Here is a 12,615-nt window from a genome sequence, read left to right as displayed (position 1 = left end):
CACATGACCACGCCCGCATCCGTCCTGGCCCGTGTCCGCGCCGCCCATGCCCGGATCGAGGCCGTCGACCGCCCCGAGATCTGGATCGACCTGCGCCCCCTTCCCGAGGTGGAGGCCGAGGCCCGAACCCTCGACGCCCGCGTGGCCGCAGGTGAACACCTGCCCCTCGCCGGCCGCTTGCTGGCCGTCAAGGGCAACATCGATGTCGCCGGCCTCCCCACCACTGCGGGCTGCCCCTCGTACGCGTACAAGCCGACGGCCGACGCCCCGGCGGTGGCCCGCCTGCGCGCGGCCGGCGCCCTGGTGATCGGCACGACCAACCTCGACCAGTTCGCCACGGGTCTGGTCGGTACCCGCTCCCCGTACGGAGCGGTCCGGAGCGCGCACGATCCGTCCCGCATCAGCGGCGGATCCAGCTCCGGTTCCGCGGTCGCCGTGGCCCTCGGCATCGCCGACCTGTCGCTCGGTACGGACACGGCGGGCTCCGGCCGGGTCCCGGCCGCGTTCAACGGCATCGTCGGCCTGAAGCCGACCCGCGGCCTGGTCCCGGCCGACGGCGTGGTCCCGGCCTGCGCAAGCCTGGACTGCGTCACCGTCTTCGCGCGTACGCTCCCCGAGGCCGAGCAGGCACTCGCCCTGACGGCCACGGCCGCACCGCACCCCGTCCCCGCCCGGACACCGGGCCCCTGGCGGATCGCGGTCCCGGCCACCGAGCAGCTGGGGGAACTGGACCCCGGCTGGGCGCAGGCGTACGAGGCAGCGGCCGACCGCCTCCGCGCGGCGGGCGCACACCTCCAGCCGGTGGACCTGACCCCGTTCCTCGAAGCCGCCGCGATGCTGTACGAGGGAGCGTTCGTGGCCGAGCGGTACACGGCGGTCGGCGCCTTCATCGACACCGCCCCCGCCGACGACCTCGACCCCACCGTCGCCGGGATCATCACGGCGGCCCGGTCCGTCCCGGCCCACCGCCTGTTCGCCGACCGGGAGCGGCTGGCGGTCCTGCGCGAAGCCGCCATGGCGGCCCTCTCCGACGCCGACGCCCTCCTCCTGCCCACCGCACCGGGTCACCCCACGTTCACGGAGGTGGCAGCGGACCCGCTGGGCGCCAATGCGCGCCTGGGCCGGTTCACCAACTCCACGAACCTCTTCGACCTGTGCGCGGTGGCGGCCCCCGCCGGCGACGCGGCCGGACGTCCCTTCGGCGTGATGCTGATCGGCCCGGCTCACACGGACGAACGTCTGGCCCGCATCACCGCGCTCCTCACCGCGCCCACCAGGCTCGCGGTCGCGGGCGCCCATCTGACGGGCCAGCCACTGAACCCCCAGCTCCTGTCCCTGGGCGCGCGTTTGCTCCACACGACGACGACGGCCCCGGTCTACCGCCTGCACGCCCTGCGCACCGATCCGCCCAAGCCGGGCCTGGAACGGGTGGGCGAGGGCGGCGCCGCGATCGAGGTGGAGGTCTGGCAGCTGCCCGCCGAGGGACTGGGGCGCCTCACGGCGGAGCTCCCGTCGCCCATGACCCTGGGCCGAGTGGACCTGGCCGACGGCACCACGGCCCCCGGCTTCCTCTGCGAGCCGTACGCACTGGCCGCGGGAACGGATATCACGCAGTACGGCAGCTGGCGTGCCTACCTGGCCCGGCCAGGGTCCACCGCCCCCTGACCTCCCGCTCCCCCGGCCCGCAGCCCCCTGACCGCCCGGCGTTCCAGGGCGTCATTCGGCCTGTCCGGTGCCTGGGGACCGGGACCCAGGACAGCACCCGGTCTCCGGGAAGGGCAGGCAGGAGAACAGGCTCCCGCAGGCGCCACCCCCGCCCGGCTCCCGTCACCCCACCGAGCTGTAGGCCACAACGCCCCGCAGCACGGCATCCACGGCCTTGCGCGCATTCCGGGCCACGGAACTGCTCCCGTCCGCCGCCCCGGCCGACGGCGCCGCCGCCGCGATCTGCCCCAGCACGTCGATCACCTGCTTGCACCACCGCACGAAGTCCCCCGCCGGCATGTCCGCCTCGCGCAGCACCTCGTCCAGCGTCCGCCCCGACGCCCACATGTAGACCGCCCAGGCGAACCCGAGATCGGGCTCCCGCTGTCCGACCCCCTCCGCCTGGTTGATCTTGAAGTCCTCCTCCAGGGCGTCCAACCGCCCCCAGATGCGGACCATCTCGCCCATCGCCGTCTTGGCCGGCCCGGACGGCAGCTTCGGTGCCACCGCGTCGTCCGCCTGCCGCGCCTCGTACACCAGCGCCGAGACACATGCGGCGAGCTCCGCCGGGTTCAGCCCCTCCCAGACGCCGGCCCGCAGGCACTCGCTCGCCAGCAGGTCCAGCTCGCCGTAGAGCCGGGCGAGCCGCCGCCCGTGGTCGGTGACCTCGTTGCCCCGCAAATAGTCCAGTTCGGTGAGGAGCGCGACGATGCGGTCGAACGTGCGGGCGATCGTGTTGGTCCGCCCCTCGATCCGCCGCTCCAGCTGCTTCGTGTCCCGCTGCAGACGGTGGTACCGCTCCGCCCACCGCGCGTGGTCCTCGCGCTCGGCGCACCCGTGGCACGGATGCGCCCGCAACTCGGCCCGGTAGCGGGCGATCACCTGGTCGTCCGCGGCCTCGGCCCGTCCCCTGCGGTGCCGTTCGGGCACGATGTGCCCTGCCTTCGTCCGCAGCGCCGACGCCAGGTCGCGCCTGGACTGCGGCGACCGCGGGTTGAACGACTTCGGCACCCGCATCCGCTCGACCGCTTCGACCGGCACGGGAAAGTCGATCGAGGCGAGCCGCTTGACCTGCCGCTCGACGGTCAGCACCAACGGCCGCGGCCCGTCGTAGTACTCGAGCCCCCGGTGCCCGTTGACCCGCCCGGCCGGCAGCCCCGGGTCCAGCACGAGCGCCAGCCCGGCGAACTTCCCGGTCGGAACGTGGATGACATCGCCCGGCTTCAGCTTCTCCAGGGACGCCGCAGCCGCCGCCCGCCGCTGCGAGGCGCCGTGCTTGGCGAGCTCCGTCTCCCGGTCCTTGAGCTCGCGGCGCAGCCGCGCGTACTCCTCGAAGTCACCGAGGTGGCAGGTCATGCCCTCCCGGTAGCCCTCCAGGCCCTCCTCGTTCTTCTGCACCTGCCGGGAGATCCCGACGACCGACCGGTCGGCCTGGAACTGTGCGAACGAGGTCTCCAGCAGCTCGCGCGACCGGTGCCGCCCGAACTGCTGCACCAGGTTGACGGCCATGTTGTACGAAGGCCGGAAGCTGGACCGCAGCGGATAGGTACGCGTACCGGCGAGTCCGGCCAGCGCGCCCGGGTCCATGCCGCGCTGCCACAGCACCACCGCATGGCCCTCGATGTCGATCCCGCGCCGCCCGGCGCGGCCGGTCAGCTGGGTGTACTCGCCGGGGGTGATGTCGGCGTGCTGCTCGCCGTTCCACTTGACGAGCTTCTCCAACACCACGGAGCGGGCGGGCATGTTGATGCCGAGGGCGAGGGTCTCCGTCGCGAAGACCGCCTTGACCAGTCCGCGGACGAACAGCTCCTCGACGACCTCCTTGAACGTCGGCAGCATGCCCGCGTGGTGCGCGGCGATGCCCCGCTCCAGCCCTTCGAGCCATTCGTAGTAGCCGAGGACGTGCAGGTCCTCGGTGGGAATGGACGCGGTCCGCTCCTCGACGATCTCCCGGACCCGCCGGCGCCGGGCATCGTCGTTGAGCCGCAGTCCGGCATGCAGACACTGCTGCACGGCAGCCTCGCAGCCGGCCCGGCTGAAGATGAACGTGATCGCGGGCAGAAGCCCTTCCGCGTCCAGCCGGTCGATGACCTCGGGCCTGGACGGCGTCCAGATCCGGCTGCGCTGGCGCCGCTCGCGCTCGCGGTCCGCCTCGCGCACCATCTTTCCGCGGCGGCGCTCACGCGGGTTGTACCCGCGCTGATTCTCCATGCGGGCGAGCCGGACGAGGTCGGGGTTGACCTCGCGGCGGCCGGCGCCACGGCCGCCATGGTCGGTCTCCTCCTCGAAGAGGTCGTACATCCGGCGGCCGGCCAGGACGTGCTGCCAGAGCGGCACGGGCCGGCTCTCGGCGACGATCACTTCGGTGTCACCGCGGACGGTGTCCAGCCAGTCGCCGAACTCCTCGGCGTTGGACACGGTCGCCGACAGCGACACCAGCGTCACCGAGTCCGGCAGATGAATGATCACCTCTTCCCACACCGCGCCGCGGAAGCGGTCGGAGAGGTAGTGCACCTCGTCCATCACCACATAGCCGAGGCCGGCGAGCGCCTGCGAGCCTGCGTACAGCATGTTCCGCAGCACTTCGGTGGTCATGACGACCACCGGGGCGTCGCCGTTGACACTGTTGTCGCCGGTCAGCAGGCCGACCTTGTCCGCGCCGTAGCGCTTGACCAGATCGGTGTACTTCTGGTTGGAAAGGGCCTTGATCGGCGTGGTGTAGAAGCATTTGCGGCCCTGACGGAGCGCGAGATGCACGGCGAACTCACCGACGATCGTCTTGCCCGATCCGGTGGGGGCCGCGACCAGCACCCCCTTACCCGCTTCCAGGGCCTTGCAGGCCTCGATCTGGAAGGGGTCCAGACCGAACTCGTACATCTCGCGGAAGGGCGCCAGAGCCGTGGCCTGCTCGGCGGCGCGGATCCGGAAGGCCTGGTATCGCTCAGCTGGTGAGAGGTCCTCTGTCATCTTGCTTACGAGCCTACCCGTCACCCCTGACAGTCAGCGCGATCTTTATTTCACTGTGCAAGAACCCTGACAGCGCCCGGCACGCACGTCGCGGTGAGCGGCAGCGCGCCCAGAGGTTCGCCGTCCGCGTAGGCCGTGACGGAGGCGGCGGCCAACTCGATCGACGAGACCCGGTGCACGGTGACCACGGGGTGGTCGAGGTGCGTTCCCTTGTAGACCCGGGGGAACACCTTGAGCAGCGTCGTCCGGCTGCAGTCCCCGACGACCGTCACGTCGAAGAGCCCGTCGTCCATGACGGCGTCCGCACAGATCCGCATCCCGCCGCCGTAGGTGGAGCCGTTGCCGACGGCGATGAGCGTCGCCTCGATCTCCTGGACCGGTCCGCCGTCCAGCCTGATGCGGTACGGGATCGCCTTGAACGCGGCGAGTTCGGCAAGGATCGCGAGGTCGTACTTGAACCGGCCGCCGACCCAGCGCATCCGGTTGCCCCGGTCGTTGACCCGGGAGTCGAAGCCGGAGGCGAGCACGGTCCCGAACCACCGGTCGCCGGCCCGGCCGAGGTCGATGGTCCTGATCGCCCCGCTCTTGAGCGCCTCGGCGGCGAGCCGTCCCGCGGCGGCGGGCTCCCGTATCGGCAGGCCGAGAGCACGGGCGAAGTCGTTTCCGGTGCCGACGGCGATCACGCCGAGCGGAGTCCTGGTCCCGGCGACGGCCTGCAGGGCGAGGGACATCATGCCGTCCCCGCCCACGGCTATCAGTGCCCCGGTGCCGCCGGCCACGGCCTCACGGGCCCGCCGCAACGCGTCGTCGGCGTCCTCGCCCAGGACCGTTCGTACGGAGAATCCGGCGTCCCGCAACGCGGAAGCGGCCGGCTGCGCGGCGTGCGCGCCCCGGCCGCGTCCCGCGGTGGGATTGACGAAGAGGGTGATCTCGCTGGTCACCCGGGGGACCTTACAAGATCAGGTGATGTCGTCGTAACCGTTCACCCGGTCACGGTCCGGACCCGACTGTGCGGGCAGCGACCTGACCGACGAGACCGGTTCGATCTCACCGATGTCCTCGGGCGTGAGGTCCAGCTCCGACGCCTCGTCGTCATCGGGCCCCTCGGCCTCACGCAACGCCTTGCGGCGGTCGTTGAGGAGCGAGAGCGCCGTCGCGCAGAAGTACAGGATCCAGATCGGCCCGGCGAGGGCGAGCATGGTGAGCGGATCCGTGCTGGGTGTGGCCAGCGCGGCGAAGACGGTGATACCCATGATCATTCCGCGCCACCAGCCGAGCATCCGCTTGCCGGTGATGACCCCGCCGAGGTTCAGCATGACGAGCAGCAGCGGCAGTTCGAACGAGAGCCCGAAGACCACCACCATGCGTGTGATCAGGTCCAGCAGGTCGTCGAGCGGCAGCTGGTTGTCCAGGCCGGCCGGCGAGAAGTCCAGCAGGACCTTGGCCATCGTAGGCAGCGTCTTGTACGCGAAGAAGCCGCCGGCGAGGAAGAGCGGGAAGCCAGCGCCCACGAAGGCGAGCGAGTACTTCTTCTCGTGCTTGTGCAGACCCGGGGCGATGAACGCCCACAGCTGGTAGAGCCAGATCGGCGACGAAAGGACGACGCCGGCCATCAGGGAGACCTTGAGCGCAAGGGTGAACGGCGTCAGCAGGCCGTTCAGGACGATGCGCGCACAGGTGCCGTCCTCCTTCTTGGCGAGTTCCGCGAAACTCGCGTCGCAACCGACCGCCTTCAGCACCGGGTTGGTGAAGAACTCGATGATCCCCTTGTAGAAGAAGGCAGCGACGATCGTGACGACGACGATCGCCAGCAGCGCCTTCGCCAGCCGGTTGCGCAGCTCACGCAGGTGCTCCACCAAGGGCATGCGGCCCTCGGGGTCCGTCTCCTGTTTGCGGGCAGACTTGAGCAACCCACGTCCTCATCTCGTGCAGCAGGCCGTCACCGTTTCACGGTGCCTGCGTCGGCCCGGTTGTCAGCGGTTGGTCGAGTCGGTCGGCTCGGCGACCGGCCGCGAACTCGTCACATCGCCGGGCGCGGCCTTGATCGTGCGCGGGGCCGTGTGGTCCTGGGCGGCGTCGTTCGCCGGCTCCGCGGGGGTGGCCGACGGGTTGCCCTCGGACTTCATGGCCTTGGCCTCGCTCTTGAGGATGCGGGCCGACTTGCCGAGCGAGCGAGCCATGTCAGGAAGCTTCTTCGCGCCGAACAGCAGAACAATGACGACGAGGATCAGGATGATCTCGGGTGCGCCGAGCCTTCCGAACATATGCGTGTACCTTCTCACCGAGGCAGCAGGGGTGGGGCTGATCGAGCGTCGGACAGACGTCCGATCTTCGTACTGTCAGCGATCGTATCCCGCAGGAGTAAACGCAGGGCAATACCCATGCATCCTTGCGATTACGGCCCACGCCTCGCTCTCAGGGCCGCCAGAGCAGCGTACCCCCCGAACCCGGGAAACTGGAGGCCGTGTCTGACCGGTGGACCGAGCCGGTCCACCGACCGGCCCCTACCGCAGGGCTTCGCCGGTGGCGGCGAGATCGGTGGCGGCACGTTCGAGATCCTCGGCGGCCCTGTTGATGCGCTGAGTGGTGCGGGTCACCTGGTGTCCCAGGCGCTGGGCCTCGACGAAGACCTTGACGGCCAGCACGCCGAGGACGGCGATGCCGAGGAATCCCAGTGCGATGGCGAGCATGGGCCAGAACATGCGCAGAGCCTCTGTATGTCTAGGTGGACCGGGCGCGGAGTACTACGGCCCGGCGTGGAGGCGGAGTGTCCGCACCCCGCCTCCGGTCAGGAGCTCGATGATCCGCTCCCCGGCCGGCTTGCGGACAGCAGCCCCGCACTCGGGACAGGTGAAGGAGTAGAAGGTCGTACGGCGGCTGCCGCCGATCGCCAGGCGCAGCGCACCCGCGGCGAGCTCGAAGCGCCCGCGGCAGTCCGGGCAGGCGGCCTTGAACCGGACGGACTCGGGCACCACGACCGTCGAGATACCTGACATCACAGACATACTGCTCATATCTCCTCAGGTATCCGCTCAGGCCGGGCCGTCGTAGGCGGCGAGCGCCGCGCGGGCCGCACTCTGCGCGCTCCGCGCCAGGTCGTGCGGGGCGACGATGCGTCCTTCCCCGCCGAGCCGGAGCGCCAGCCTGCGCAACGAAGCCGGATCGGGCGTGCGCAGCGTGATCCGCAGTCCGCCGTCGGCCAGTTCCTCCGCGCTGTCGTGCGGGTAGTACTCGGCGACCCACCGGCCACCGGGTCCCACCTCGATCACGACCTCGGGGTCCTCGGCCGCCGGCTGCACCAGCCCTTCGGACAGATCCCGCAGCTCCAGCTCCGGCGGCGCGGACGGCTCGTCCAGCAGCCGGATCTCCGCGACCCGGTCAAGCCGGAACGTACGCCGGTCCTCGGAGAGCCTGCACCAGGCCTCCATGTACGTGTGCCCCACGGCGAAGAGCCGGATCGGGTCCACCTCGCGCTCGGTGAGCTCGTCGCGCGCGGGCGAGTAGTAGCGCAGCCACAGCCTGCGCCGCTCGGAGATCGCCCGGTCGACGTCGGCGAAGACACCGCCCTCCGACTCGAAGGTCACCGAGAGCCGGGAGCTCGCCGCCGCCGCTTCACCGGCCGCCGTCTCCAGCTTGGCGGTGGCCCTCAGCAGCGCCTGCCGGTCGCTCTCCCGCAGCCCCGGCAGCGTGGCCACGGCCCGCGCGGCGACCAGCAGCGCCGTCGACTCGTCCGCCGCGAACCGCAGGGGCTCGGCCACGTCGTCCGGGTTGTGCCACCAGATCCGGTCGCCGTCCGTGTCGATGTCCAGGAGGTCGCCGCCGCGGAAGCTCGTCCCGCACATGGGCAGCACATCGAGGTCCGAGATCAGCTCGTCCTCGGTGATCCCGAACGCACGGGCGACGTCCTGCACATGGGCGCCGGGGCGCTCCCGCAGATACGTCACCAGGGACAGCATCCGGCGCGTCTGGTCGATCGCGTTCGTCGCCATGAATACGGTCCCTCCTCAGTCCTTGGCCACGGCACGCAGCCGGTCCACCACATCGGCCCGCAGATCGGCGGGTTCCTCCACGACGACATCCGGTCCGAACTCGACGAGCCAGGCGTCCAGGCCGTGTCCGTACGGAATCTCCAACTCGTCCCAGCCGTCGCCGAGTTCCCGCACCGATATCGCGCGCGAGCGCAGCGGGTAACCGGACCCGGACCGCAGCCGGATCCGGGCGGTCCGGGTCGCCGTCTCCCCGGCCCAGCTCTCCACGGTCTCCCGGACGGTCACCACATCCGGCACCTCGGCCGTGAACGCCCCGGCCCGTGAGCGGACCCTGCCGGTGATCCGGGACAGCCGGAACACCCGCTCGGCGCCACGTTCGCGGTCGAAGCCCGCCAGGTACCAGTGCCCGCGCCAGCACTCCAGCGTCCAGGGCTCGACCTGGCGCTGCTCGGGCCGGGCGGCGTTGGCCTTGCGGTAGTCGAAGGTGACCGGACGACGGTCCCGGCACGCCAGCATCAGCGGCTCGAAGGCGGCCTCGTGCACCGGGATGCGCGGTTCGAGCGCGCTGTGCACCTCGTACGCGTCCTCGGCCTCCGGCATCCCCGCGGCGCGCAGCTTCTGCAGCGCACCGCTGGCCGCGCCGGCGAGCCGCGCCTGCTGCCAGACCTTCGCGGCCAGGCCGAGCGCCGCGGCCTCCTCCGCGTCCAGCGTGATCGGCGGCAGCCGGTTGCTGTCCCGGCGGGCCAGGTAGCCCGTGTCGCCGTCCAGGTTGTCCACGGTCTCGATGACCAGACCGAGCTCGCGCAGATCGTCCTTGTCGCGCTCGAACATCCGGTTGAAAGCGTCGTCGGAGGCCGCTTCCAGATAGGCCTCGATGGAACCGCGCAGCTCGCGCTTGCTGAGCGGGCGCCGGGTCCCCAGCAGGCACAGCGCCAGGTTCATCAGCCGCTCGGCCTTGGCAATGGCCATCGACGCCCCTTCTTTCCTTGCTCTACGACGATCGACCGTACCGCTCCGAGGTGCCCGGACAAAAGCGAGGGCCCGTGCTTACGGAACGAGGGCCCGTGCAGTTCAGCACAGGCCCTCGTGATGCGTCCGGGGACGGATCAGACGGCGACCAGGTCGCAGACGAAGATCAGCGTCTCGCCGGGGGCGATCCGGCCGCCGGCGCCGCGGTCACCGTAGGCGAGGTGCGCGGGGATGGTCAGCTGACGACGGCCACCGACCTTCATGCCCTGCACGCCCTGGTCCCAGCCGGAGATGACCTGACCGACACCGAGCTGGAACTGCAGCGGGGTGCCGCGGTTCCACGAAGCGTCGAACTCCTCGCCGGTGGAGAAGGCCACGCCCACGTAGTGGACCTTGACCATGTCGCCGGCCTTGGCGACCTCGCCGTCGCCCTCCCAGATGTCCTTGATCTCCAGGTCGACCGGCGGCTCGCCACCCGGGAAGTCGATCTCGGGCTTCTCGATGCTCACTGAACTGCTCCTCAAAAAGATGAACTGGGCAACCGGGACAGTCTTACATCTTTGCGAGCAGGTCCACCGCGAACACCAGGGTGGAGTTGGCGGGGATGGACTGCTGCGCCTTGTCGCCGAAGGCCTGGTCCGGCGGGATGACCAGCAGCACACGGCTGCCGATCTTCTTGCCGATCAGACCGTTCTTCAGCCCCTTGAGGGTGACCTGCGCCAGCGGGAAGGTCTGGGTCTTGCCCGTGGTGTACGTGCTGTCGAACGTCTTTCCGTCCTTCCACAGCAGGCCCACGTAGTTCACGACGACGCTGTCGGTCTCCTTGATGACCTCGCCCTTGGACTCCAGGATGTAGTTGGAGACCAGCTTCTTCGGCGGGTCGGTCTTCTCGGGGATCTTGACGGTCGGTGCCTTGCCGTCGGTGTTGGTGCCCACCTTCGGCAGGCCGGTGTTGTCCTGGGCGACCGGGGTGCCCTCGGCAGAGGCCGGGATCGTCGTCGCCTTCAGGATGTCCACGACGAAGACGAGGGTTGCGTTCGGCTTGATGTCGCCCTGGCCCTGCGCGCCGTAACCGAGGTCCGGCGGGATGACCAGCTCGACCCGGCTGCCGACCTTCTGGCCGACGAGCCCCTGGTCCCAGCCCTTGATGACCATGCCCGCACCGAGCGTCAGATCGAACGGCTGCTTGCGGTCGAAGCTGTTGTCGAACGGCTTCGTGGAGTCCCACGCCTGCCCGAGATAGTTGACCTGGATCGCGTCGCCGTTCTTCAGCTTCGCGCCGGTCCCCTCGCTGATGACAGTCGTCTTCAGCTCCTTGGGCGGATCACCCTCTCCCTTGGAGAGGGTGGGCTTCTCGCCGAACTTCGCACCCGCGGTGATCGCGGGGAATCCGTTCTTCGAAGCGGTGGCGGAATCGGAGTCGGAGCCCTTGTCGCTCCCGCACGCCGCCGTCAAAAGCAGCAGGGGGACAACGAGAAGGCCGGCAAGTCGGCGCACTGGTTCCTCAGATCTCAGACGACACAGATGGTTCAGTCCCCGACACTCTAGGGCGTGCGCAGGGCCCCGCACGAGGAACGTACGGGGCCCGAGTCGCGCACGTGCCGTAGCGCGTCCTGTGCCGGCTCACATGCCCGCGATCAGCTTCTCCACCCGGTCGTCCACCGAACGGAACGGGTCCTTGCACAACACCGTGCGCTGCGCCTGGTCGTTGAGCTTGAGATGGACCCAGTCGACGGTGAAGTCCCGCCGCTGCTCCTGCGCCCTTCGGATGAAGTCGCCGCGCAGCCGCGCACGGGTGGTCTGCGGGGGCACCGACTTGCCCTCGAAGATCTTCAGGTCGTTGCAGATGCGGGCGGCCTGCCCCTTGCGCTCCAGGAGGTAGTACAGCCCGCGCCGGCGGTGGATGTCGTGATAGGCGAGGTCTATCTGCGCGACGCGCGGATGCGACATCGTCATGTTGTGCTTGGCCCGGTACCGCTCGATGAGCTTGTACTTCATCACCCAGTCGATCTCGGTGGCGATCCGGTCGAGGTCCTCGGCCTCGATCGCGTCGAGCGTACGGCCCCACAGCTCCAGGACCTGGGCGACGGTGCCGGTGCGGATGCCCCGGCGGTCGACGAAGTCCACGGCCTTCTCGTAGTACTCGCGCTGCACCTCGATGGCCGACGCCTCACGGCCGCTGGCCAGGCGCACCTTGCGCTGCCCGGTGGTGTCGTGGCTGACCTCGCGGATCGCCCGGATCGGGTTCTCCAGCGTCAGATCGCGCATCACCGTGCCCGCCTCGATCATGCGGAGCACCAGATCCGTCGCGCCGACCTTGAGCAGCATCGTCGTCTCGGACATGTTCGAGTCGCCGACGATGACGTGGAGGCGGCGGTACCGCTCCGCGTCGGCGTGCGGTTCGTCGCGCGTGTTGATGATCGGACGGGAGCGCGTCGTCGCGGAGCTGACGCCCTCCCAGATGTGCTCGGCACGCTGGCTGACGCAGTAGACCGCGCCACGCGGGGTCTGCAGCACCTTGCCCGCCCCGCAGAGCAGCTGCCTCGTGACGAGGAAGGGAATGAGGATGTCCGCGAGCCGGGAGAATTCTCCGTGCCGTGCCACGAGGTAGTTCTCGTGGCACCCGTAGGAGTTTCCCGCCGAATCGGTGTTGTTCTTGAAGAGATAGACGTCGCCCGCGATTCCCTCCTCGTGCAGGCGGCGTTCGGCATCGACGAGCAGGCCTTCGAGAATGCGCTCGCCTGCCTTGTCGTGGGTGACCAGCTCGGTCAGGTTGTCGCATTCGGGGGTTGCATATTCCGGATGCGATCCCACGTCGAGGTAGAGGCGGGCGCCGTTCCGCAGAAAGACGTTGCTACTGCGGCCCCATGACACAACACGGCGGAAGAGGTAGCGCGCCACTTCGTCAGGAGACAGTCGGCGCTGTCCCCTGAACGTGCACGTGACGCCGTACTCGTTCTCCAGCCCGAAAATGCGGCGGTCCATG

The 12,615-nt window shown here is 69.9% G+C and carries 12 protein-coding genes; 1 reads left to right on the top strand and 11 read right to left on the bottom strand.

Annotated features, from left to right (window positions below; all coding sequences use genetic code 11):
• Positions 1–3 precede the first annotated feature (3 nt).
• Positions 4–1,665, top strand: coding sequence for an allophanate hydrolase (gene atzF, locus OG878_RS31475; RefSeq protein ID WP_328889910.1), 1,662 nt, complete (start codon positions 4–6; stop codon positions 1,663–1,665).
• A gap of 162 nt (positions 1,666–1,827) precedes the next feature.
• On the opposite strand, the gene OG878_RS31470 is transcribed toward atzF, so the two are convergent.
• From OG878_RS31470 to pafA, 11 genes are all read right to left on the bottom strand, one after another.
• Positions 1,828–4,671, bottom strand: coding sequence for a DEAD/DEAH box helicase (locus OG878_RS31470; protein ID WP_328889909.1), 2,844 nt, complete (start codon positions 4,669–4,671; stop codon positions 1,828–1,830).
• Positions 4,672–4,721: 50 nt separating this feature from the next.
• On the bottom strand, positions 4,722–5,612 hold the full coding sequence (locus tag OG878_RS31465) for a diacylglycerol kinase (protein WP_328889908.1): 891 nt from the start codon (positions 5,610–5,612) through the stop codon (positions 4,722–4,724).
• Positions 5,613–5,630: 18 nt separating this feature from the next.
• Entirely contained in the window at positions 5,631–6,581 is a 951-nt protein-coding gene (tatC, locus tag OG878_RS31460; RefSeq protein WP_328889907.1) for a twin-arginine translocase subunit TatC, read from the bottom strand.
• Positions 6,582–6,644: 63 nt separating this feature from the next.
• Positions 6,645–6,935: a Sec-independent protein translocase subunit TatA gene (tatA, locus tag OG878_RS31455; RefSeq protein ID WP_277325251.1), complete on the bottom strand. Its 291-nt coding sequence runs from the start codon at positions 6,933–6,935 to the stop codon at positions 6,645–6,647.
• A gap of 240 nt (positions 6,936–7,175) precedes the next feature.
• Positions 7,176–7,373: a hypothetical protein gene (locus OG878_RS31450; protein ID WP_266745226.1), complete on the bottom strand. Its 198-nt coding sequence runs from the start codon at positions 7,371–7,373 to the stop codon at positions 7,176–7,178.
• Between the two features lie 42 nt (positions 7,374–7,415).
• A complete protein-coding gene (locus OG878_RS31445) occupies positions 7,416–7,685 on the bottom strand; it encodes a hypothetical protein (RefSeq protein WP_328889906.1) in 270 nt (89 codons plus the stop codon).
• A gap of 18 nt (positions 7,686–7,703) precedes the next feature.
• Complete coding sequence (locus tag OG878_RS31440) at positions 7,704–8,660, bottom strand: helix-turn-helix transcriptional regulator (protein ID WP_328889905.1); 957 nt, start codon at positions 8,658–8,660, stop codon at positions 7,704–7,706.
• A 15-nt stretch (positions 8,661–8,675) separates the two neighbouring features.
• Positions 8,676–9,629: a helix-turn-helix transcriptional regulator gene (locus OG878_RS31435; protein WP_277325254.1), complete on the bottom strand. Its 954-nt coding sequence runs from the start codon at positions 9,627–9,629 to the stop codon at positions 8,676–8,678.
• A 137-nt stretch (positions 9,630–9,766) separates the two neighbouring features.
• The gene (locus OG878_RS31430) at positions 9,767–10,138 is read right to left on the bottom strand and encodes an FKBP-type peptidyl-prolyl cis-trans isomerase (protein ID WP_277325255.1); all 372 of its coding nucleotides are present in this window, start codon (positions 10,136–10,138) and stop codon (positions 9,767–9,769) included.
• A gap of 43 nt (positions 10,139–10,181) precedes the next feature.
• On the bottom strand, positions 10,182–11,126 hold the full coding sequence (locus OG878_RS31425; protein ID WP_328889904.1) for an FKBP-type peptidyl-prolyl cis-trans isomerase: 945 nt from the start codon (positions 11,124–11,126) through the stop codon (positions 10,182–10,184).
• 126 nt (positions 11,127–11,252) lie between these two features.
• On the bottom strand, positions 11,253–12,614 hold the full coding sequence (gene pafA / locus OG878_RS31420) for a Pup--protein ligase (RefSeq protein ID WP_328889903.1): 1,362 nt from the start codon (positions 12,612–12,614) through the stop codon (positions 11,253–11,255).
• Position 12,615 lies beyond the last annotated feature (1 nt).

Source organism: Streptomyces sp. NBC_00316 (assembly GCF_036158715.1).
Taxonomy (GTDB): domain Bacteria; phylum Actinomycetota; class Actinomycetes; order Streptomycetales; family Streptomycetaceae; genus Streptomyces.
The sequence above is the reverse complement of the archived record's forward strand: the minus strand, read 5'-3'. Positions and strand labels throughout refer to the sequence as shown.

What these genes read in the sequence shown, in the direction of transcription:
- atzF (WP_328889910.1), top strand. Translation starts at nt 4, where the DNA reads ATGACCACGCCCGCATCCGTCCTGGCCCGTGTCCGCGCCGCCCATGCC.
- OG878_RS31470 (WP_328889909.1), bottom strand. Translation starts at nt 4,671, where the DNA reads ATGACAGAGGACCTCTCACCAGCTGAGCGATACCAGGCCTTCCGGATC.
- tatA (WP_277325251.1), bottom strand. Translation starts at nt 6,935, where the DNA reads ATGTTCGGAAGGCTCGGCGCACCCGAGATCATCCTGATCCTCGTCGTC.
- OG878_RS31450 (WP_266745226.1), bottom strand. Translation starts at nt 7,373, where the DNA reads ATGTTCTGGCCCATGCTCGCCATCGCACTGGGATTCCTCGGCATCGCC.
- OG878_RS31445 (WP_328889906.1), bottom strand. Translation starts at nt 7,685, where the DNA reads ATGAGCAGTATGTCTGTGATGTCAGGTATCTCGACGGTCGTGGTGCCC.
- OG878_RS31440 (WP_328889905.1), bottom strand. Translation starts at nt 8,660, where the DNA reads ATGGCGACGAACGCGATCGACCAGACGCGCCGGATGCTGTCCCTGGTG.
- OG878_RS31435 (WP_277325254.1), bottom strand. Translation starts at nt 9,629, where the DNA reads ATGGCCATTGCCAAGGCCGAGCGGCTGATGAACCTGGCGCTGTGCCTG.
- pafA (WP_328889903.1), bottom strand. Translation starts at nt 12,614, where the DNA reads ATGGACCGCCGCATTTTCGGGCTGGAGAACGAGTACGGCGTCACGTGC.